We start from the raw sequence: 20,230 nt of genomic DNA, 5'->3' as shown, positions 1-20,230 counted from the left end.
AGGTCAAGAAGTCACTATATCTAGCGAGAGGGGCGGGTCAGCAGAAAGACTGCGACCAACAGGCAAATGCCTGCCTGGGCGATAACCGCCCCTTTCGGCAAACCCAGCCACCATGATAGAACGACGCCGCTGCTCATGGCGCTGATCGCCCAGGCTTTGGCCCAAGGTCCGACGACGCCCCGTTCTTGCCAGGCGCGCACCGGAGGTCCATAGCGCGGATGGCGCAGGATGCGCCGCTTCAATCGTGGCGATGACCGCGCAAAAGCCCAGGCTGCGACCAACAGAAAAGGCACGGTCGGCATGATGGGCAGGGCGGTGCCGATGATTGCCAGAAGCACGAAAACCCAACCGACGGCCAACCATACACGTCGCATGTCAGGCCACCAGTTCTCGCAGGATCGCGTTCAGAACCGGTCGCCCGGCCTCGGTCACGCGCAGCCGGTCCGACGCGCGCGTGATCATGCCCAGAGCCTCCAATCGCGCGACCGCGTCGGACGACAGCGAAGCACCGGAGAGCCTCGCGTGACGGCTTTCGCTGATCCCTTCCGAAAGGCGCAGCCCCATCAGCAAAAGTTCGGCTGCCTGCTCGCACGAGGGCACGGCCTCCCGCAGGGATTCGCCGTTGCCGGATGTCTCGACAGCGTTCAGCCATGCTCCCGGCGAAAGATGTGCCTCGGTTGCGAAGCGGCCTCCGGGCAGGGTGATCCGGCCATGGGCGCCAGGTCCAATCGCAGCCCAGTCACCCTGACGCCAATAGATCAGGTTGTGTCTGCTCTCGGCGCCCGGAGCGGCATGGTTCGAGATCTCGTATCCCGGCAGCCCTGCTTTCTCGCAGATGTCCTGCGTGTCCAGATACATATCCGCCGCCAGATCCTCGTCCGGCAGGCCCCGCAATGTCCCGGCCTGGGCACGGCGGCCAAAGACGGTGCCCGGCTCGATGGTCAGCTGGTAAAGCGACAGGTGGTCCGCTGCCATCGCCAGCGCCTCGCGCAGTTCGGCCTGCCAGGCGGCGCGATCCTGACCTTGACGCGCATAGATCAGGTCAAAGCTGACGCGCTGGAAGACGCTCCGCGCCACCTCAAAGGCGGCCCGTGCCTCGGCAACGTCATGCGTCCGGCCAAGCGCCCGCAGATCGCGGTCGTTCAGCGCCTGGATTCCCATCGAGACGCGATTGACCCCCGCTTCGGCAAAGCCGCGAAAGCGCGCGCGTTCCACGCTGGTCGGGTTGGCCTCCAGCGTAATCTCGATGTGGTTGGCAAAGCCCCAAGCGGCCCTGGCGGCGCGCAGGACATGATCCACTGTCTCGGGCAGCATCAGCGAAGGCGTGCCGCCCCCGAAAAAGATGCTGTCCAGATGCCGCCCCGGCAATTCCTCGGCCAGACGGGCGATTTCCGACGCCAGCGCCCGCGCCCACCGCGTCTGATCGACCGAGGCCGAGACATGGCTGTTGAAGTCGCAATAGGGGCATTTGGCCGCGCAAAAGGGCCAGTGGACATACAGTCCGAAACCGCCATGGCGCCAGTCGTCCTGAACGATCATTCGCAAAACGACGAGTCTTCGATCTCGATTTTCGGTTCGGCTCGGATCAACCTTGCGACCATCATCGCCGCTTCTGACGGCACATCGCCCAATGCCTCGCGCAGGGCCGGCGGCACCTCAAAGGGTAATCCGGTGGTGGACCTATGCAAGGATGGCCTCGATCATCTTTTCGACAGCAATCGCGCGATGGCTCAGGCTATTCTTCAGTTCGGCCGACATTTCGCCCAGAGTGATGTCATGACCGTCTGGCATGAAGATCGGATCATAGCCGTGCCCTTCGGTCCCGCGCGGAGGCCAGACGACTTGACCCGGCAGGATGCCCTCGAAAACTTCGTCATGTCCATCGGGCCACATCAGCACCAGCGTGCAGCGGAACTGCGCGCCATAGGGGGCGGGCTTGCCCGTAGCCTGGATCGCAGCCCAGGTCCGCTCCATCGCCATGCGGAAATCGCGGCCCGAGCCGGTTTCGGCCCAATCGGCCGTATGCACACCCGGCGCGCCATCCAGAGCATCGACCGAAATCCCGCTGTCATCGGCCAGAACCGGCAAGCCGGTCGCCGCGACCGCGGCTCGCGCCTTGATGCGGGCATTGCCGACAAAGCTGTCCTCGGTCTCGGCAGGTTCCGCCAGACCGGCCTCGGCGGCACCGATCACCTCGACGCCGTAGGGGGCGAAAAGCGCCCGCATCTCGTCCAGCTTGCCGGCGTTATGCGTGGCGACCAGCAGACGCTTTTCGGTGAAAGCCCTCATGCCAACGCCGCCTTCTGGGCTGCGATCAGATCGGCCATCCCGGCCTCGGCCATGTCCAGAAGCTGTGCCATCTCGTCGCGCGAAAAGGTCGCGCCTTCTGCCGACATCTGCACCTCGATCAGGCGACCCGCGCCGGTCATCACGAAATTGCCATCGGTTCCGGCCTCGCTGTCCTCGGCATAGTCCAGATCCAGAACGGGTTGGCCCGCATAGATGCCGCAGCTCACCGCCGCCACATGGTCGATGATCGGATCGCTGGTAATCGCGCCCGCCTTCAGCAGCTTGTTCACCGCCAGGCGCAGCGCCACCCAGCCCCCGGTGATCGAGGCGCAGCGCGTCCCGCCATCGGCCTGGATCACATCGCAATCCACGGTGATCTGACGCTCGCCCAATGCGCTGCGGTCGATCCCCGCGCGCAGGCTACGACCTATAAGCCTTTGAATTTCCTGCGTTCTACCGGATTGTTTACCCGCCGCGGCCTCGCGACGGTTGCGGGTATTCGTCGCGCGCGGCAGCATCCCGTATTCCGCCGTGACCCAGCCAAGCCCGGTGCCTTTCAGGAAACGCGGCGTGCTGTCCTCGATCGAAGCGGTGCAGAGAACATGCGTGTCGCCGCAGCGGATCAGGCAAGATCCCTCGGCATGGCGCATCACCCCGGTTTCAATTGAAATCGGACGCATTTGGCTTAGATTCCGGCCGGAAGGGCGCATGATTCATCCTTTTCGTGAAACTGCCTGCCCATACCGCCCGAGGGCACCTTCACGCAACCCCGACGGGGATCACAAGACAGGGCCATGAGCCACGAATCGTTACTGGATGAACTGAACGAACGGTCCCGCGAGGTGTTTCGCCGGGTCGTCGAAGCCTATCTGGAAACGGGCGAGCCTGTCGGTTCTCGCACCCTGACGCGCGCCTTGTCGGAAAAGCTCAGCGCGGCGACGGTCCGCAACGTGATGCAGGATCTGGAATATCTGGGCCTTCTGGACAGCCCGCATGTTTCGGCCGGCCGGCTGCCCTCGCAACTGGGGCTGCGGCTTTTTGTGGACGGGATGATGGAGGTCGATGCCGTCGATCCCCAGGACCGCGCAATCATCGACCAGACGCTTGGCACGGACGAGCCTGACACGAATGTGCTTCTGGACCGGGTCAGCACCGCGCTCAGCACGATCACGCGCGGGGCGTCGTTGGTGCTGATGCCCAAGCGCGAGGCGCCGATCCGCCATATCGAATTCGTCAGCCTTGGCGCAGACCGCGCGCTGGTCGTGCTGGTCTTTGCCGACGGCCATGTGGAAAACCGCATCTTCACCCCGCCTCCGGGCCAGACGCCGTCCTCGATGCGCGAGGCGGGGAATTTCCTGAATGCCATGGCCGAGGGGCGCACCCTGTCGGAATTGCGCAACGAGGTTGTCCAGCAGATAGAGGCGCGTCGGGCCGAGCTGGATGTCATGGCTGCGGAACTGGTGCAGTCGGGGATCGCGCTTTGGGATCAGGAAAGCAGCGACCCCCGCCTGATCGTGCGGGGACGGTCCAACCTGCTGGCCAGCGAGATCGCCGATCTGGACCGGGTGCGGGTGCTGTTCGACGATCTGGAACGCAAGCGCGACATCGTGGAATTCCTGGAACTGGCCGAACAGGGCGATGGCGTCCGCATCTTCATCGGTTCGGAAAACAAGCTTTTTTCACTTTCGGGTTCCGCTCTGGTCGTTTCCCCCTATATGAATGCCGACCGAAAGATCGTAGGCGCGGTTGGCGTGATCGGCCCGACGCGGCTGAATTACGGCCGGATCGTGCCGATCGTCGATTATACCGCGCAACTGGTCGGGCGGGTTCTGTCCGGCCGGAAAGGATGATGAAAACCATGACCGAGCAGAACGAGCAGCCCCTGGACGACACCGTGGAAGACACCCTGGCCGATCCTCTGGCCGATCCCGCAGACGAGATCGCGCGTCTGACCGCCGAGCGCGACGCGCTGCGCGACAAGTTCATGCGCGCGCTGGCCGACGCGGAAAATGCCCGCAAGCGCGCCGACAAGGATCGCCGCGATGCCGAACAATATGGCGGCTCGCGTCTGGCCCGCGATCTGCTGCCCGTGCATGATGCGCTGACCCGTGCGCTGGAGGCCGCAACCGAGGAACAGCGTGCCGCCGCCGCAGCCCTGATCGAAGGGGTCGAGCTGACCCTGCGCGAGCTGGACAATGTCTTTGCCAGGCACGGTGTGACCGTTATCCGCCCCGCCACCGGCGAGAAGTTCGATCCGGCCTTGCACGAAGCCATGTTCGAGGCGGCCGTGCCCGGAACGGCTGCCGGGCACATCATCCAGGTGATGGATAATGGCTTCCGCCTGCATGACCGTCTCTTGCGCCCGGCCAAGGTCGGTGTGTCGTCGATGCCTGCTTCCTGACGCCGCTACAACCTTCTTCCGACTTGCAGATCCCTGTCATGGCGGCAACCCTGCCATGACGGCCCGCGCTGGCCATGACCGATCCGCCAGAGGAGATGCAGACGATGAGAACCCGTGCCGCCGTGGCCCTGGAGGCAGGCAAGCCGCTGGAAGTGATGGAGGTGAACCTCGAAGGCCCGAAAGCCGGCGAGGTCATGGTCGAGATCAAGGCCACAGGAATCTGCCACACAGACGAATTCACCCGCTCGGGTGCCGACCCGGAGGGCATTTTCCCCGCGATCCTCGGCCATGAAGGCGCGGGCGTGGTGGTCGAGGTCGGCCCCGGCGTCACCTCGGTCAAGCCGGGCGATCATGTCATTCCGCTCTACACCCCGGAATGCCGCCAATGCGCGTCCTGCCTGTCGGGCAAGACGAATCTGTGCACCGCGATCCGTGCGACGCAGGGGCAGGGGCTGATGCCCGACGGCACGACCCGGTTTTCCATGCTGGATGGCACGCCGATTCACCATTACATGGGCTGTTCGACCTTCGCCAACCACACGGTCCTGCCCGAGATCGCCGTGGCCAAGGTCCGCGAGGACGCGCCTTTCGACAAGATCTGTTATATCGGCTGTGGCGTGACCACCGGGATTGGCGCCGTCATCAACACCGCCAAGGTGGAAATCGGCGCCAAGGCCGTCGTCTTCGGTCTGGGTGGGATCGGGCTGAACGTGATCCAGGGCCTGCGTCTGGCAGGTGCCGACATGATCATCGGCGTCGATCTGAATGATGACAAAAGGGCGATGGCCGAGCGTTTCGGCATGACTCATTTCATCAATCCGAAGAATGTCGATAACGTCGTGCAAGAGATCGTGAATCTGACCAAGACGCCCTTCGACCAGATCGGCGGCGCCGATTACAGCTTTGACGCGACGGGTAACGTCAAGGTCATGCGCGACGCGCTGGAATGCACGCATCGGGGTTGGGGCCAGTCGATCATCATTGGCGTGGCCCCTGCGGGGGCCGAGATCAGCACGCGCCCCTTCCAGCTTGTCACCGGCCGCGTGTGGAAAGGCACAGCCTTTGGCGGGGCGCGCGGCCGCACCGACGTTCCGCGGATCGTGGACTGGTATATGGATGGCAAGATCGAGATCGACCCCATGATCACCCACACGATGCCGCTTGAAGACATCAACAAGGGCTTCGAGCTGATGCATCACGGCGAATCGATCCGCTCGGTCGTTCTTTACTGATCCTTCACCTCTGCTTAGGTAAAAGAACGGCGGTGCTGATGCGCCGCCGTTACCGCAAGAACAAACGAAGGAGCAGGGCGATGCGCCATCAGTGGCTGGACGATGACGATGACCATCAGGAAGACGACCGCCGCCACAAGGGCGACAGGGATAACGGCCTCGGGCTGCCCGAAGGCGACAGGATCGCCAAGCTCTATTTCAAGTCGCGCACGGTGATCGTCGCCGGCGCGATCACCGACAAGCTCGCGCAGCGCACCGTCGCGCATCTTCTGGCCCTGGCCGAAGACAGCAATGACCCGATCAACATGCTGATTTCCTCGCCCGGCGGGCATGTGGAATCGGGCGACATGATTCATGACGTGATCAAGTTCATCCGCCCCACCGTGCGCACCATCGGCTCGGGCTGGGTCGCCAGTGCTGGCGCCTTGATCTTCGTGGCTGCGAAAAAGGAAAATCGCTTCTGCCTGCCGAACACGCGCTTTCTGATCCACCAGCCCTCGGGCGGGATCGGCGGCACGTCCTCGGACATGATGATCCAGGCTGAACAGGTGCGCCTGATGCGCGATCGGCTGAACCATATTTTCGCCGAGGCGACCGGTCAGAGCGTCGAGCGGATCGAAAAGGACACGCAGCGTGACTTCTGGCTGAACACGGCCGAGGCGCTGGATTACGGCCTGCTGGGCCGCGTCATCCACAGCGTGGACGACCTGAAATGACGGCGACCAGCGGGGTGGCCATTCGCCCCGCCACCCCTGACGATCAGGACGCGATCTGGTCCATCCTCGAACCTGTCTATCGGGCCGGTCAGACCTACTGCATGCCCCGCGATGTCACCCGCGACGAAGCGATCGCGGATTGGTTCGCCGAGCCCTTCACCGCCTTTGTGGCCGAGGTTGATGGCGCCGTGCTGGGCACCAGCCATGTCGGGCGCAACCGCGCGGGCGGCGGGTCGCATGTTGCCAATGCCTCGTTTGCCACCGCGCCGGCGGCGCGCGGGCGGGGCATCGCCCGGGCATTGGTCGAACATGCAAAGGAATGGGCCGCAGGGCAGGGATTTCTCGCGATGCAGTTCAATTTTGTCGTCTCGACCAATGAAGATGCCATTCACCTTTGGCAAAAGGCGGGCTTCCAGATTGTCGGTCGGCTGCCCGGTGCCTTCATGCATCCCGATTACGGTCCGGTCGATGCCCTGGTCATGTTCCAGACGCTGAAAGGAGCCTTGGATGAGCCTTGAAACGATCTCCGAGAGCCGCAGCTTTCGCGGCACGCAGGGTGTCTATCGCCACCGCAGCCGGGCCACCGGCACAGACATGACCTTTGCGATCTTTCTTCCCGAGGCCGCGCAATTCGGCAAGGTGCCGGTCCTGTGGTATCTGTCAGGCCTGACCTGCACGCATGAGAATGCGATGACCAAGGCCGGCGCCCAGCAATGGTGCGACGAGGCCGAAATCGCCATCGTCTTTCCCGACACGTCACCGCGCGGCGAAGGGGTTGCCAATGACGAGGCCTTTGATCTGGGCCAGGGCGCAGGTTTCTACGTCAACGCCACGCAAGACCCCTGGAAGCCGCATTTCCGCATGTGGGATTACGTGACCGAGGAACTGCCCGCTCTTGTCTGCGAGAATTTCGCCGTTGATCCCGAGGCCATGGGCATCACCGGCCATTCCATGGGCGGCCATGGCGCGCTGACCATCGCGATGACGCATCCTGACCGCTATCGTTCGGTCTCTGCTTTTGCGCCGATCGCGAATCCGACCGAATCCGACTGGGGCCGCAAGCAGTTCAGCGCCTATCTGGGCGAGGATCGGGCGACGTGGCGCGCCCATGATGCCAGTATCCTGATGGCCGAGAGAGGCTATCCCGGAGAGGTGTTGATCGACCAGGGCAGCACCGACCAGTTTCTTGATCTGCTGCGCCCCGAGGCGCTGGCTCATGCAATGATCGCCCGCCGCCAACCCGGACAGTTCCGGATGCAGCCCGGCTTCGACCACAGCTATTGGTTCGTGCAGAGCTTCATGGCCGACCATGTTTTCTGGCACGCCGAACGGCTGGCCTGATGCTCAGACCAGGAACAGCCGCAGGTCCAGCACCGTCAGTTTGACCGGGCCTGGGCGGAAGAACAGGATCATATCGCGCCAATCGGCCCGCTTCGGCAGTTGGGGCATGGCGGCGGGCTCGATCAGGTCGTGGTGAAGGCTCGGTTGATCGTAGGACACCATGAGGCGCGGCATGAACACGTCGATCACCTCGTCCCCCACGCCCGAGCGCAGGCAGATCCTTGTCGTCATCGACAAGGGGGCCAGGCTGCGCGCGATCAGTCCCAGAGCCGCCGAATCGGTCAGATCGACCGGACCAAGCGGCAGATGCAATCCCTGCCAGCGGGGTTTGGCGCCAAGCGCGGGCTGTAGCTCCAGCTCGATGATCTGACCGGGACGCGAGGCAAAGCGGCCGGTGATCCCCGCCTCTGGGTCCAGCGACAGAAAGGCGTGATGGCCCACCGGATTGTCCCCGGGTCCGACCACCCCGTGCCGATCCTGCTGCCGGATTTCGTCCAGCATCGGGCGCATTCGGGTATCCGGTTCAAAGGGGCGTGGCTTGGTCATGGCGGGTTTTTGATCGGACGCGGATCACCGGGGAGAGGTCAGGAAGGCCGGCACGGACCGGCCCGAGTTCAGACAGGCAAGGAAGGCGTCGCCCGCGTCCAGAGCCTCGCGGATGGTCACGTCCATGTCCAGATAGCGATAGGTGCCAAGCCGGCCCACGAAGGTCACGCCTGGCGTGCGTTCCGCCAGCGCGATATAGTCTTCAAGCAGCGCCTTTTCCCGGACCAGCCGGATCGGGTAATAGGGGATGTCGTCCGGCTCGGCCGCGCGGCTGTATTCGCGGTAGCAGATGCTGCCCTCGTGGCTTTCCCAGGGGCTGAAATGCTTGTGCTCGGTAATGCGGGTATAGGGAACCTCGCGGTCGCCGTAATTCATCACCGCACAGCCCTGGTAATCGCCCTGATATTCGAACCGCTCGAAATCCAGCGTGCGATAGCCCAGACGGCCCAGCCGGTAATCGAAATACCCGTCCAGCGGGCCGGACCAGAAGACATGGTCCATGCCCTCGGCCATGGCCGGATTGTAGGGTGTCGAAAGATCGACCGTGATGCGGGGATGGTCCAGAATCGCTTCGACCATGGGCGTATAGCCGTCGCGCGGCATCCCCTGGAAGCGGTGGAAGAAGTAGTTGTCGTCGTAGTTGAAGCGCACCGGAAGCCGCTTGAGGATCGAGGCGGGCAGTTCCGTCGGGCTGCACCCCCATTGCTTTTCGGTGTAGCCCTTGAAGAACGCCTCGTAGAGGGGGCGGCCGACGAAGCGCAGGGCCTGTTCCTCGAAACTTTGCGGATTCTCGATCGTCAGGTCGGCCTGTTCCGCGATGAAGGCGCGGGCCTCGTCGGGGCGCATGGTCTTGCCGAAGAACTGGTTGATCGTCAGCAGGTTGATGGGCAGCGAATAGACGGCCCCTTGCGTCGTCGATTTCACGCGGTTCTGAAACGGCATGAAGGTCGCGAAGCGGTTGACGTAATCCCAGACGCCCTGATCATCGGTGTGGAAGATATGCGGGCCATAGACATGCATCATCACGCCCGTCGCCTGGTCGCGCGCGGTATGGCAATTGCCTGCGACATGATCGCGGCTGTCGATGATGCGGCAATCATGCCCCGCCTCGGCCAGCTTGCGCCCGATCACCGCGCCCGAAAGACCGGCACCCACCAGAAGAAATCGCATCACAGCCTCGTCGTTTCCTGTCGTTTCTGCCCGCAGGGTTTGTCTGGCCATATCGCCTTGGGCGGGGGGCGGGCAAGCGAAAGCCGTTGCTCGCCCAGGTTTCAGCGCCGCGACGCCTGTGTGACGACCTCGGCATGGGCGCGTCCCAGCCGCCGGGCCAGCCCGTCGCGCAGGGCCAGCGCCAGCATCCGGCGGAAGACCGGTGCATCCGGGCCGTAATCGCGCGCCTTGCGGTGCCACTTCACCACCAGCAGCGGCACCAGCGGCCAGAAGAGCGGCCCCGCCGCCACGCGATAGGCGATCAGCGCGTTGCGATACATGTAATACACCTTCCAGAGCGGGCGCAGAACCAGGCCGGTCGCCCCTTGCGCAGCCTCGGTGTCATGCTCGAAGCGGACCTGTGGCAGAAAACCGATCCGCAATCCCATGCGCCTCATGGTCAGTGTGTAAAGCTGGTCGTCGCCATAGACGAACAATCGTGCCTCTGGCAGCCCCGCCTGCGCCACCGCCGCGCGCGAGATGAAGAAGCCCACGAAAGAGGTCATGTCAACAGCCACCGGCCCGGCGGCCGGCTCATAGGCCGCGTCGGTCAGGTGAAAGCCGCGCCGCCCCTTGCCTGACAGGGTCCGCAGGAATTCCGGTAGCCGCCAGAACGGGTTGCGATAGGGGCGGTTCATCTCGCAGATGCGGCCATCGGGGTGAAAGACCGCAGCCCCTACGGCGTCCCAGCCCGTCAGATCGGCCTTGCGAAAGGCCGCGATGGCGCCCGGCGCGGGGCGGCCGTCATCGTCCATCAGCAGCATCCAGTCCGGGTCCACCTGGTCGCGCATCAGCGCCATCGCCCCCGAAAAGCCCCCTGCGCCGCCCAGGTTGTCGGCGCTGCGGTGGACGATCAGCCGGGCATCGTCCAGCCCCGCCAGATGTTCCGCCGTCCCGTCGGTCGAGGCGTTGTCGAAAACCAGCACCCGGTCCAGATCCTCGGCCAGCAGCCGCGCCAAGGTGTCGCGCAGCTTTGGCAGGCGGTTATGCGTCACCACGATGGCGCCGATGACGGGGCGGGCCGCCGGCGCGGCAGGGGGGCTTTGGATCACGCGCACTTGCCTTGTATGCAAAAAGGACGGGGGTGCATAACAGCCGCCGACCGGCCCGGCAATGCCCGTCGCTTTTCCGCCGACGCAGCGCTGGATGGCTTGCGACAGGCCGCCCAGGCCTGTAGGTGCCTCGGGTCGGGTGGGCTTTGGCCAGACGAAGCGCGCGCAGAATCGGAGACGAACAGGCAAGATGCATGTCAGCCTCTATATCGGTCATCACAAGGTCGGATCGACGTCGCTTCAGGTCTTCCTGTCGCAGAACGTGGTCCGCCTGATCCGGAACGGCATCCTCTATCCCTATACCGAGATGCAGGGCGCGGCTTCGGTCGCGGCACGGATGCTGTCGGGGGACCGGGCTTCCGCGCTGACCGCCAATGTTCGCGAACCCCATAGCGCGCTGGCCTATCAGTTCATGTCCGAGGCGGCAAACTTCCCCATACCGCGGCAGTTTACGCTGTTGCCCGCGCGCCAGCAGATGATTCGCGCGATCCGGATGCAGGTTGCCGAGCTGAAGCCCAAGGCGGTGATCCTGTGTTCCGAGGCCTTCGCCAATTTCGGGGCCGTCAAGCCAGAGCTGATCGACGCCGTGACGCAGATCTTTCCCGATGCGACCTTTTCGGTCTATGGCGCGCTCAGGCGGCCTGACGAATATCTGGCGTCCTGGCACAATCAGCGCGTCAAGGTCGGCGAGCGGGCGGGGCTTCTGGCGGGCGAGGGCTGGCGGTCTTACGAGGCGACAATCCACTTCAACTATCGCCTTGCCGTCGAGGACTGGCTGATCCGCGTCCCGGGCGACGCGAAGGTGCTGCGGAACTATGCCGATATTCTGGCCGCAGGCGGGTCCGAGGCCGATTTCATGACGCATTCGGGCATCGACTTTCCCGACGGCATGATCCCCGCGCGGCGCGCGAACAAAAGCCTGCATCCGGCCCTGGTCGAGATCGTGCGTCAGGCCAATCATGTCCTGACCCCGCCCGAAGCAAATACTCTGGCGCAGTTCCTGATGAAGAATCAGGCGTCTCTTGATCTGCCGCCCGCCTCGGATATCGAATTTTTCGGCCCCGAAAGCCGCCGCGCCATGTTCCAGGCCTTTCTGCCCTCTCATGCCTGGCTGTCGGGCATCACGGGGCAGGCGGCGTTCTTTCCCGATATCGACGACATGCTGACCTGCCGCCCGTTGCCCGAGGCCGAGGCGATGCGCGCCGCCCTGGCCGCGCTGAGCGATGACAGGATCGCGCCGCTGCAAGCGCGGCCCCGCGAGTTTCTGGCTCATCTGCGCGCAACCCCGAACCCCACCGAGGTCTGACATTGTCCCTTCCGACGCAAAGTGATTACCCGCCTTCGCTGCATCTGTTGCAAGGGATGCTATGGCCCGAACCAGGCATCTCGTCCGAGCCCGCGCTGTATGTGCGGCTTGTGGGTCCGGCCGGTCTGGTAGCCAGCCGACGCCGCATCCAGGTGGGCGCGGGGGCGGGACTGGGTTTCGACACGGCCTTCAACCTGTTCAATCTGGGCAAGTGGCAGCATGGCGCGGGCCTGTCCGACCTGTCGCTGTCGCTGCGCGGGCAGGGCGAATTCGCGCTGGTCGTCCGACAGCACGCGCCGCACCGTTCGGACGAGACGATCCTGACCGAGATCGTGACCCTGACCGAGGACCAGCCGCTGATCGTCGATCTGACCGATCATATTCAGCACGCCCTGGGCGGCATCCTGACCTTCTGGCTGACCAGTTTCGGCACGGGCCATCTGGACGACATCGCCTGGCTGACCCGTCAGGCGCCCCGCCGCCAGCCGCAGATCGCGCTGTCGATCACGACCTTTCGCCGTGAAGAGGCCGTGCAGGCCAGCGTCCGCCGCTTCCGCGATTACGTGGCCACCAGCCCGCTGGCGGCGCATCTGCATCTTCAGGTCGTCGATAACGGCCAGAGCGCGGGGATCGAGCCCTGCGCCCATGTCACCCCCATCCCGAACGAGAATCTGGGCGGGGCGGGCGGCTTTGCCCGCGGCCTGATCGAGGCCGAGGCCCGCGGCGCCACCCATGTCCTGTTCATGGATGACGACGCCTCGGTGCATATGGACGCGCTGCAACGCACCTGGGCGTGGCTTGCCCATGCCCAGGCCGACAATGCCGCCGTGGCCGGCGCGTTGACGAACGCGCAGTTCAAGCACGTGATCTGGGAAAACGGCGCAATCTTCCGAATCTACTGTCAGCCTCAGGGTCTGGGCACCGACCTCATCAATTTTCATCAGGTGGCGGCGATGGAATTCGCCTCGACCGGAGACAAGCCGGGCAATTATTACGGCGGCTGGTGGTATTTCGCCTTTCCGATCGCCGCGACCCGGTTCCGGCCTTTCCCCTATTTCGTGCGCGGCGACGATGTCGGCTTTTCGCTGGCCAACGATTTCAGCATCACGACGCTGCCCGGTGTGGTCTCGTTCCAGGATGCGAATTTCGCGGACAAGGAATCGCTGAACACGCTGTATCTGGACCTGCGCAGCCATATGGCGAATCACATCGCCATCCCCGCGGTCGAGATCCCGCGCACCACGCTGGCCTCGATCCCGCTGCGTTTCTTCGCGCGCAGTATGCTGCAATGCCATTACGAGACGATGGAGGCGCTGAACCTGTCCTTCGAGGACGTGATGCGCGGCCCCGACTTTTTCGAGAAGAATGCCGATATGGCCGCCCGCCGCGCCGATCTGGCGCGGATCAGGGATGTCGAGGCCTTCCGCCCGCTGGCAGGCCCTCCGCCCGCCGACCATATCCGCTGGAATCCGCACAGCCCCCTGGTGCGGCTGGTGATGAAGCTGACGCTGAACGGGCATCTGATCCCGTTCTGGCACCGGATCGGCAATCGCCGCGTCCTGCCCGCAGGCCGCCGGGGCGAGATCCGCCAGACCTGGGCCGCCGCGCAGGTCACCTATCTGGACGGCAAGGGCAACGCCTTCACCGTCCACCATTCCAAGCGCAAGGCGGCGCGCCAGCTTTGGCGGATGACCCGCAACATGTGGCATCTGTGGCGCCATCACGACGCGATCCGCGCCGATTGGCGCGAGGGCTATCGGCGCCTGGCCAGCGACGCCTTCTGGCGCCGCCGCCTGGGTCTGGATGCTGCGCCCGAAGCGGCGGATCAGAACGCGGCTCGGCCCGCCGATCAGCCCGTTGCCAAGGCGGGCTGATCAGGCCGCGGCGGGGGCGGGCATCCGCAAGGGGGCCTCGCGCACGGGCAGGTGGATCAGCGCGCTGAACGCGCCCACGCCCACGCCGATCCACCAGACCAGCAGGTAATCGCCCGATACATCGTAAAGCCAGCCACCCAGCCAGACGCCGATGAACGATCCGATCTGGTGCGACAGGAAGACAAAGCCGTAAAGCGTGCCCATGTAGCGCAGGCCGTAGATATAGGCGACCAGCCCCGAGGTCAGCGGCACCGTCGCCAGCCACAGCGCCCCCATCACCAGCGAAAAGACGATGACCGTCGCAGGCGTGATCGGCGTCAGGATGAAGGCGGCGGCGGCAATGGTCCGCATCGTGTAGATGCCCGCCAGCAGATACTTGCGGCTATAGCGCTTGCCCAGCCACCCGGCCAGGATCGCCCCCGCGATGTTGGCCAGCCCGATCAGCGAGATGGCCACCGCCCCAAGCGCCGAGGTCGTGGTGATGCCCAGCCCCGCCAATATGCCGCCCGGCGCGATCGGGCCGCACATCTCGGTGATCATGGCGGGGAAATGCGCGGTGATGAAGCCAAGCTGATAGCCGCAGGAAAAGAACCCCGCGAAGATCATCAGGAAGGACGGGTCGCGGAAGGCGCGGCCCACGACCTGGCCCATGCTGGCCTCCAGCACGGCGGGGCTGGCGGGCCGTCCGCTGCCCAGCATCGGCAGAAAGGCCAGCGTGCCAAGGATGATCACCCCGAAGATGATGAAGACCGATTGCCACGCATAGAAGGCCAGCAGAATCTCGGCCAGGGGCGCGCCAAAGACCTGCCCGGCCGATCCGGCCGCCGTGGCGATGCCCAGGGCCAGGCTGCGGTTCTCGTCGCTGGCCGCGCGACCGACCACCGCCAGGATCACGCCGAAGCCCGTCCCGGCGATGCCGAAGCCCACCATGATCTCCAGCAGCTGCACACCGGCGGGCGTGGTCGCAAAGGCCGTCAGGATCAGCCCAGCGCTGTAGAGGAATGCCCCCAGGATGATCGCCCATCGGTCGCCCCATCGCTCGGCCAGCGCACCGAAGATGGGCTGCCCGATTCCCCAGGCCAGGTTCTGGATCGCGATGGCCAGCGAGAATTCGGCGCGCGGCCAGCCGAAATCCTCGGCGATGGGGATCTGGAACACCCCGAAACTGGCGCGAAGCGCAAAGTTGATCAGCAGGATCAGCGAGCCGCCGATCAGGACGGGGGTGAACAGGCGCGCATTGGTGGACATGAAAGAGGCTCCGGGTGAACGGAGCCTCAGCCTTGCCGCGCGATGCGCGCCCGGTCAATCACGCGATTGTATCGGCGCAATCGGGCGTCACTGCCCCATCGCCGCCTGGATCGAGAAGCGCGAGGCCGGGATCGAGCCGCCCTTCTGCATCTCGCCCAGGATCACGGTCGTCTTGGCGCCGGTATCGTCGGTCACGATCCACTGGCGCAGCTCGGTCGGAGACGAGAACACCATCTGGATATTGCCGTTCTGCGGCCGTTGAGGATCCTGTGCGGTGACAATGGTGGCATTGTTCTGCTCGGTATGGCCGATCACCATGTTCGGGCGCGACAGGTCGATATTGGCGTCCAGGATGATCGACAGCGGTGTCTGCGACAGCGGGTATTGATGCGGTCCGGCGTTCGACTTGCCGTCGAAGACCGCGACGGTCCCGCCCGAGGCCAGAACCAGCGTGCGGTCGTTGTTGTATTCGAACCGCACCCGGCCCGGGCGCTGGATATAGACCGTCCCGGTCGAGATCGTGCCATCCGGGTTCACCTGCGTGAATTCGGATGTCACCGTGGTCAGGCTGTTGAGATAACGCGAGATCTCGTTGAGTGAAATTCTCTCGGCAAAGGCCGGGATGGCCATGGCGAGGGCGAGGACGGGCGCAAGTGCGAGGGCTTTGATGTTCATGGCGCCATTCTTATCCTTTCCGGGATTTCTTGCACATCACGACTGGCGGATGGCGATGGCAGGGAATGATCGCGGCGCCGTGACGGTTCCGGGGCGATTGTTTCACCGGCGCACCCTTGTTCGGAACACAAAGTGAACATATCTTCGGACCCATGGGACGACTCACCTTGCAGCAGAAGCTGGCCATCCTGTCGGATGCGGCGAAATACGATGCCTCCTGCGCGTCCAGCGGGACGACGCGGCGCGATTCGCGCTCGGGCGGGATCGGCTCGGCGGGCGGGACGGGGATCTGCCACGCCTATACGCCGGACGGGCGCTGCATCAGCCTGCTCAAGATCCTGATGACGAATTTCTGCATCTATGACTGCGCCTATTGCATCAACCGCGTCAGCAGCAATGTCGAACGCGCCCGGTTTTCCCCCGAAGAGGTCGTGACCCTGACGCTGGAATTCTACCGGCGCAACATGATCGAGGGGCTGTTCCTGTCCTCGGGTATCATCCGCAGCCCCGACCAGACGATGGGCGACATGGTCCGCATCGCGCGGATGTTGAGGGTGGATCACGGCTTCAAGGGCTATATCCACCTCAAGACCATCCCCGACGCCGCACCCGATCTGGTGGCCGAGGCCGGACTCTACGCCGACCGCCTGTCGGTCAACATCGAATTGCCGCAGGACGCCAGCCTGCGCCATCTGGCCCCCGAGAAGCGCCCCGAAACGATCCGCGCGACCATGGCCGATGTCCGCCTGAAGCGCGAGGCCGCGAAGGACCGCAGCCATACCGGCCGGCGCCCGCCGCGCTTCGCGCCGGCGGGGCAATCCACGCAGATGATCGTGGGCGCCGATCAGGCCACCGACCGCGACATCCTGAAGACCTCGGCCAATCTCTATTCGGGCTACCGGCTCAAGCGGGTCTATTACTCGGCCTTTTCGCCCATCCCGGACGCCTCGGCGGCGCTGCCGCTGATCAAGCCGCCATTGATGCGCGAACACAGGCTCTATCAGGCCGACTGGCTCATGCGCTTCTACGGGTTCGAGGCCGACGAGATCGGCGCCGCGCATCCTTCGGGCAATCTCGACCTTGCCATCGACCCCAAACTGGCCTGGGCCTTGGCCAATCGCGCGCACTTCCCCGTGAATGTCGCCCGCGCCAGCCGCGAGATGCTGCTGCGCGTGCCGGGCTTCGGCACCAGGACCGTGGCGCGCATCCTGTCGGCGCGGCGCAACGGGCCGGTGCGCTATGGCGACCTGCTGCGGATGGGGGCGATCATGTCCAAGGCACAGCCCTTCGTGACGCTGCCCGACTGGTCGCCCGGCGCGCTGACCGACAGCGCCGGGCTGCGCGCCCGCTTCGCGCCCCCGCCCGAACAACTGAGCCTTTTCTGATGATCCGCGTGACGCTGCCGCGTTTCGCCCGGTTCGAGGCATGGCGCGCGGCCGCCCGCGACCTTGCCTCGGCCCGCATCCCGCCGGGCGGGGTGATCTGGGCCGATCCCGACATGCCGTCCGACCTCTTCGGCGCCGAACCCTTGCCGCGCCGCGGTCCGCATCAGGTCAGGGCCACGCAGGATTTCCTGCAACTGGCCCGGCAGGTCGCCAGCCATTCCGACCCGGAACGGTGGTCGCTGCTCTATGCCGCGCTGATGCGAGCGCAGACAGACCGTCGCTTTCTGTCGAACCCCGCCGACCCGATGCTGGACCGCCTGTCGCGCATGGCCAAATCGGTCCGCCGCGACATTCACAAGATGCACGCTTTCGTCCGCTTTCACGAACTGCCATCGGACGGCCCCCGCCGCCGTTTTGCCGCCTGGTTCGAACCCGAACACCTGATCCTTGAAGCGGGCACGCCTTTCTTCGCCAGACGTTTCGCGGATATGGACTGGCTGATCGCCACGCCCGAAGGCGTCGCCCGCTTCACGGGCGGCGCGATCGACTATGCCCCGCCCGAGCCGAGGCCCCACTTGCCCGACGATCACAGCCATGACCTGTGGCAGACCTACTTCGCCAATATCTTCAACCCGGCCCGCATCAAGACCCAGGCCATGCGGTCCGAAATGCCCTTGAAATACTGGAAGAACCTGCCCGAGACGCGGCTGATCCCCGATATGCTGGCCGACGCGCCCCGCCGCGTCCAGGCCATGCGCGAGGCGGGCGCCAGCACCGCCCCCGCCTTTGCCCCCAAAGTCACGGCGCGTATCCGCCAACCCATTTCCGAGGCTAGTCCCGCGACCTTGGCGGATGCCGGCACTCAGGCCGCTCGCTGCACCCGCTGCGAGCTCTGTCACGCGGCCACCCAGACCGTCTGGGGTGAAGGCGCCCCCGATGCCTTCCTGATGATCGTGGGCGAGGCTCCGGGCGATCACGAGGATCTTCAGGGTCGCCCCTTCGTCGGTCCGGCCGGCCAGTTGCTGCGCAAGACCATGGCCGAAACCGGTCTCGACTCCGAACGCATATGGCTTACCAATGCGGTGAAGCATTTTCGTTTCACTCCGCGCGGCAGACGCCGACTGCACCAATCTCCTGACGGCAGCCATATCCAACATTGCCGCTGGTGGCTTGACCTGGAACGCCGCCTGATCGCGCCGCGCCTGACCCTCGCCCTGGGCGCGACAGCAGCCTATGCCCTGACCGGCAGCCGCAAGCCCCTGACCCCCCGCCGCGGCCGGATCGAGCGCGGCCTGGACGGCGGGCCAGTCCTCATTACCTGGCATCCCAGCCTGATCCTGCGTCTGCCCTCTGATCGCGCTCGCACCGCCCTCGCCGAATTCCGTGCCGACCTCGGCCTGGCCGCGAACCACATCGCCTGATTTTGCCTTGGTCCAGAGATCCCCGGGGGGTGAATTGGCCGCAGGCCAAGAGGGGGCAGGCGGCCACCCTGGAGACCTCTTGACCAGAGACAGGCCAGCGGGTGATCTGGCCCGGCCGTTGGGTCGTCAATATCCCGCCAGCGAACTGCCCCGCCCAGCCTGGGCGGCCAGATCGCGATCGGGGCTTGGGCCGACGCGATCACCAGTGGATTCTTCCCTCTTGCGGCGTGCAAGCCCGTGGCGTGAAGAACACAGGCGGGAACGGCCTAGAGCGGGCGCCCCTCAAGAAGCTGCGGCATCGGGTGGATCGAAAGGCCTGCCGCCTGCCGCATGAAACCGCGTCTCAGGCCGGGTAGGGCGCTGACCAGCCCCATCCCCGCCCCGCGCAGCGCCGAGATGACGGGATTGCCGGTCGCGAAAAGCCGATTCACGGTGTCCATGCCCAGAGCCATCGCCGTGGCGTCGGGCCGCCGCCAGCCCTGGTAGCGCTCCAGCACCAGCGGACTGCCGATATCCTCGCCCCGTCGCGCCGCCTTGACCACCACTTCGGCCAAAGCCGCCACGTCACGCAGGCCCAGGTTCAGCCCCTGCCCGGCGATCGGATGCACCCCATGCGCCGCATCGCCGATCAGCGCAACACGCGGTGCGATATAGCATTCGGCCAGGGACAGGCTGAGCGGATAGGCGAAACGCGGCCCGGCCAGCGCAATCGGTCCGAGGAAATCGCCAAAGCGGGGCCGCAGCACCGACAGGAAGGCGTCATCCTTTAGCGCGGCGATGGCGGCTGCATTGGTGCGCGTCTCGGACCAGACGACGCTGCTGCGATTGCCGGGCAGGGGCAGGATCGCCAGCGGTCCGGTCGTCATGAAATACTGATGCGCGATCCCGTGATGGGGCAGGTCGTGATCGACCACCGCGACCAGCGCGGTCTGGCCGTAATCCCAGCCCTGCCGCCTGATGCCGGCCCGCGCGGCGACACCCGATCCGCGCCCGTCCGCGCCCACCAGAAGGCGCGCGGCGATCTGGCGCCCGTCCGACAGCGTGACCGTGATGCCGTGCGGTCCCGGATCCTGCGCGGTCACGGCAAGGCCCGGCAGATGGGTGACGCGACCCTCCATCGCGCCGATCAGCGCGCGATAGAGAAAGCGGTCCTCGAGCATGTGGCCGACGGGGCCTTCCTCGATCTCGGCGCTGTCGAAATGCAGGAAGAAGGGCGCGGCGCCTTCTCCGGGATGGCCCTGCGAGGCCTTGACCTGCCGGATCGGCTGGCTTTCGCCTGCCAGCCCGGGCCATAGCGACAAGGCCGAAAGCAGCCGGACCGAGGCCAGCGCCAGCGCATAGGCACGACCGTCGAACGTGTCGCCCGCCCGGTCATCGACGCGGCGCGGATCGACCACGGCGACCGACAGCCCGGCCCCGGCCAGCGCCAGCGCCAGCGTCGGGCCGTTCAGCCCGCCCCCGGCAATCACCACGTCGAAATCATGTCTCATGGCGCGATCTAGTCACGGGGCGGCGGCAATGGCAATGCGGCGGCG

At 65.2% G+C, this 20,230-nt stretch carries 20 protein-coding genes; 10 read left to right on the top strand and 10 right to left on the bottom strand.

What is annotated here, in order from left to right; genetic code table 11:
• Nucleotides 1-20 precede the first annotated feature (20 nt).
• The 4 genes from KY389_RS01260 to rph form a co-directional block, all read right to left on the bottom strand.
• The gene (locus KY389_RS01260; protein ID WP_219828909.1) at nt 21-374 is read right to left on the bottom strand and encodes a YbaN family protein; all 354 of its coding nucleotides are present in this window, start codon (nt 372-374) and stop codon (nt 21-23) included.
• Nucleotide 375: 1 nt separating this feature from the next.
• Nucleotides 376-1,539, bottom strand: a complete 1,164-nt coding sequence (gene hemW, locus KY389_RS01255) for a radical SAM family heme chaperone HemW (protein ID WP_219828908.1) — start codon at nt 1,537-1,539, stop codon at nt 376-378.
• 141 nt (nt 1,540-1,680) lie between these two features.
• The gene (locus tag KY389_RS01250; RefSeq protein WP_219828907.1) at nt 1,681-2,289 is read right to left on the bottom strand and encodes a non-canonical purine NTP pyrophosphatase; all 609 of its coding nucleotides are present in this window, start codon (nt 2,287-2,289) and stop codon (nt 1,681-1,683) included.
• The gene (rph, locus tag KY389_RS01245; RefSeq protein WP_219828906.1) at nt 2,286-2,999 is read right to left on the bottom strand and encodes a ribonuclease PH; all 714 of its coding nucleotides are present in this window, start codon (nt 2,997-2,999) and stop codon (nt 2,286-2,288) included. The genes KY389_RS01250 and rph overlap by 4 nt, the downstream gene beginning before the upstream one ends.
• Nucleotides 3,000-3,083: 84 nt before the next feature.
• On the opposite strand from rph, the gene hrcA reads away from it, so the two are divergent.
• The 6 genes from hrcA to fghA all read left to right on the top strand — a co-directional run bounded on the left by hrcA (nt 3,084) and on the right by fghA (nt 7,979).
• The gene (gene hrcA, locus KY389_RS01240; protein WP_219828905.1) at nt 3,084-4,139 is read left to right on the top strand and encodes a heat-inducible transcriptional repressor HrcA; all 1,056 of its coding nucleotides are present in this window, start codon (nt 3,084-3,086) and stop codon (nt 4,137-4,139) included.
• Nucleotides 4,140-4,147: 8 nt separating this feature from the next.
• On the top strand, nt 4,148-4,690 hold the full coding sequence (locus KY389_RS01235) for a nucleotide exchange factor GrpE (RefSeq protein ID WP_219828904.1): 543 nt from the start codon (nt 4,148-4,150) through the stop codon (nt 4,688-4,690).
• A gap of 104 nt (nt 4,691-4,794) precedes the next feature.
• Nucleotides 4,795-5,922, top strand: coding sequence for an S-(hydroxymethyl)glutathione dehydrogenase/class III alcohol dehydrogenase (locus KY389_RS01230; protein ID WP_219828903.1), 1,128 nt, complete (start codon nt 4,795-4,797; stop codon nt 5,920-5,922).
• An 80-nt stretch (nt 5,923-6,002) separates the two neighbouring features.
• Complete coding sequence (locus KY389_RS01225) at nt 6,003-6,638, top strand: ATP-dependent Clp protease proteolytic subunit (RefSeq protein WP_219828902.1); 636 nt, start codon at nt 6,003-6,005, stop codon at nt 6,636-6,638.
• Nucleotides 6,635-7,156, top strand: coding sequence for a GNAT family N-acetyltransferase (locus tag KY389_RS01220; protein WP_219828901.1), 522 nt, complete (start codon nt 6,635-6,637; stop codon nt 7,154-7,156). Before KY389_RS01225 ends, KY389_RS01220 begins: the two co-directional genes overlap by 4 nt.
• Nucleotides 7,146-7,979 (top strand): S-formylglutathione hydrolase, encoded by an 834-nt coding sequence (fghA, locus tag KY389_RS01215; RefSeq protein WP_219828900.1) that lies wholly within the window; start codon nt 7,146-7,148, stop codon nt 7,977-7,979. Before KY389_RS01220 ends, fghA begins: the two co-directional genes overlap by 11 nt.
• Before the next feature lie 3 nt (nt 7,980-7,982).
• On the opposite strand, the gene KY389_RS01210 is transcribed toward fghA, so the two are convergent.
• The 3 genes from KY389_RS01210 to KY389_RS01200 all read right to left on the bottom strand — a co-directional run bounded on the left by KY389_RS01210 (nt 7,983) and on the right by KY389_RS01200 (nt 10,786).
• Entirely contained in the window at nt 7,983-8,525 is a 543-nt protein-coding gene (locus KY389_RS01210) for a hypothetical protein (protein WP_219828899.1), read from the bottom strand.
• 24 nt (nt 8,526-8,549) lie between these two features.
• Nucleotides 8,550-9,695: a UDP-galactopyranose mutase gene (gene glf / locus KY389_RS01205; RefSeq protein WP_219828898.1), complete on the bottom strand. Its 1,146-nt coding sequence runs from the start codon at nt 9,693-9,695 to the stop codon at nt 8,550-8,552.
• Nucleotides 9,696-9,796: 101 nt separating this feature from the next.
• On the bottom strand, nt 9,797-10,786 hold the full coding sequence (locus KY389_RS01200; RefSeq protein WP_343222880.1) for a glycosyltransferase: 990 nt from the start codon (nt 10,784-10,786) through the stop codon (nt 9,797-9,799).
• Between the two features lie 190 nt (nt 10,787-10,976).
• On the opposite strand from KY389_RS01200, the gene KY389_RS01195 reads away from it, so the two are divergent.
• Nucleotides 10,977-12,092, top strand: coding sequence for a hypothetical protein (locus KY389_RS01195; RefSeq protein ID WP_219828897.1), 1,116 nt, complete (start codon nt 10,977-10,979; stop codon nt 12,090-12,092).
• A gap of 2 nt (nt 12,093-12,094) precedes the next feature.
• The gene (locus tag KY389_RS01190) at nt 12,095-13,966 is read left to right on the top strand and encodes a glycosyltransferase family protein (protein WP_219828896.1); all 1,872 of its coding nucleotides are present in this window, start codon (nt 12,095-12,097) and stop codon (nt 13,964-13,966) included.
• Here KY389_RS01190 and KY389_RS01185 read toward each other — a convergent pair whose 3' ends face one another.
• Together KY389_RS01185 and KY389_RS01180 are read right to left on the bottom strand one after the other, a co-directional pair.
• Nucleotides 13,967-15,214, bottom strand: coding sequence for an MFS transporter (locus KY389_RS01185; protein WP_219828895.1), 1,248 nt, complete (start codon nt 15,212-15,214; stop codon nt 13,967-13,969).
• Between the two features lie 87 nt (nt 15,215-15,301).
• Nucleotides 15,302-15,889, bottom strand: a complete 588-nt coding sequence (locus KY389_RS01180) for a LolA family protein (protein ID WP_219828894.1) — start codon at nt 15,887-15,889, stop codon at nt 15,302-15,304.
• A 152-nt stretch (nt 15,890-16,041) separates the two neighbouring features.
• Between KY389_RS01180 and KY389_RS01175 the strand changes: the two genes are divergently transcribed.
• Nucleotides 16,042-17,274, top strand: a complete 1,233-nt coding sequence (locus KY389_RS01175) for a putative DNA modification/repair radical SAM protein (RefSeq protein WP_219828893.1) — start codon at nt 16,042-16,044, stop codon at nt 17,272-17,274.
• Entirely contained in the window at nt 17,274-18,695 is a 1,422-nt protein-coding gene (locus tag KY389_RS01170; RefSeq protein WP_219828892.1) for a UdgX family uracil-DNA binding protein, read from the top strand. Before KY389_RS01175 ends, KY389_RS01170 begins: the two co-directional genes overlap by 1 nt.
• 266 nt (nt 18,696-18,961) lie before the next feature.
• Here KY389_RS01170 and KY389_RS01165 read toward each other — a convergent pair whose 3' ends face one another.
• Nucleotides 18,962-20,185, bottom strand: a complete 1,224-nt coding sequence (locus tag KY389_RS01165) for a UbiH/UbiF/VisC/COQ6 family ubiquinone biosynthesis hydroxylase (protein WP_219828891.1) — start codon at nt 20,183-20,185, stop codon at nt 18,962-18,964.
• Nucleotides 20,186-20,230: the final 45 nt, after the last annotated feature.

The organism is Paracoccus bogoriensis, assembly GCF_019431455.1.
In the GTDB taxonomy this organism is placed as follows: domain Bacteria; phylum Pseudomonadota; class Alphaproteobacteria; order Rhodobacterales; family Rhodobacteraceae; genus Paracoccus; species Paracoccus bogoriensis.
Note: the sequence above shows the minus strand (reverse complement) of the source record. Positions and strands in the feature narration are given on the sequence as shown.

What these genes read in the sequence shown, in the direction of transcription:
- KY389_RS01225 (WP_219828902.1), top strand. Translation starts at nt 6,003, where the DNA reads ATGCGCCATCAGTGGCTGGACGATGACGATGACCATCAGGAAGACGAC.
- KY389_RS01175 (WP_219828893.1), top strand. Translation starts at nt 16,042, where the DNA reads ATGGGACGACTCACCTTGCAGCAGAAGCTGGCCATCCTGTCGGATGCG.
- fghA (WP_219828900.1), top strand. Translation starts at nt 7,146, where the DNA reads ATGAGCCTTGAAACGATCTCCGAGAGCCGCAGCTTTCGCGGCACGCAG.
- KY389_RS01235 (WP_219828904.1), top strand. Translation starts at nt 4,148, where the DNA reads ATGACCGAGCAGAACGAGCAGCCCCTGGACGACACCGTGGAAGACACC.
- hemW (WP_219828908.1), bottom strand. Translation starts at nt 1,539, where the DNA reads ATGATCGTTCAGGACGACTGGCGCCATGGCGGTTTCGGACTGTATGTC.
- KY389_RS01230 (WP_219828903.1), top strand. Translation starts at nt 4,795, where the DNA reads ATGAGAACCCGTGCCGCCGTGGCCCTGGAGGCAGGCAAGCCGCTGGAA.
- KY389_RS01250 (WP_219828907.1), bottom strand. Translation starts at nt 2,289, where the DNA reads ATGAGGGCTTTCACCGAAAAGCGTCTGCTGGTCGCCACGCATAACGCC.
- KY389_RS01170 (WP_219828892.1), top strand. Translation starts at nt 17,274, where the DNA reads ATGATCCGCGTGACGCTGCCGCGTTTCGCCCGGTTCGAGGCATGGCGC.
- KY389_RS01180 (WP_219828894.1), bottom strand. Translation starts at nt 15,889, where the DNA reads ATGAACATCAAAGCCCTCGCACTTGCGCCCGTCCTCGCCCTCGCCATG.
- KY389_RS01165 (WP_219828891.1), bottom strand. Translation starts at nt 20,185, where the DNA reads ATGAGACATGATTTCGACGTGGTGATTGCCGGGGGCGGGCTGAACGGC.
- hrcA (WP_219828905.1), top strand. Translation starts at nt 3,084, where the DNA reads ATGAGCCACGAATCGTTACTGGATGAACTGAACGAACGGTCCCGCGAG.
- rph (WP_219828906.1), bottom strand. Translation starts at nt 2,999, where the DNA reads ATGCGCCCTTCCGGCCGGAATCTAAGCCAAATGCGTCCGATTTCAATT.
- glf (WP_219828898.1), bottom strand. Translation starts at nt 9,695, where the DNA reads ATGCGATTTCTTCTGGTGGGTGCCGGTCTTTCGGGCGCGGTGATCGGG.
- KY389_RS01220 (WP_219828901.1), top strand. Translation starts at nt 6,635, where the DNA reads ATGACGGCGACCAGCGGGGTGGCCATTCGCCCCGCCACCCCTGACGAT.
- KY389_RS01195 (WP_219828897.1), top strand. Translation starts at nt 10,977, where the DNA reads ATGCATGTCAGCCTCTATATCGGTCATCACAAGGTCGGATCGACGTCG.
- KY389_RS01260 (WP_219828909.1), bottom strand. Translation starts at nt 374, where the DNA reads ATGCGACGTGTATGGTTGGCCGTCGGTTGGGTTTTCGTGCTTCTGGCA.
- KY389_RS01210 (WP_219828899.1), bottom strand. Translation starts at nt 8,525, where the DNA reads ATGACCAAGCCACGCCCCTTTGAACCGGATACCCGAATGCGCCCGATG.
- KY389_RS01185 (WP_219828895.1), bottom strand. Translation starts at nt 15,214, where the DNA reads ATGTCCACCAATGCGCGCCTGTTCACCCCCGTCCTGATCGGCGGCTCG.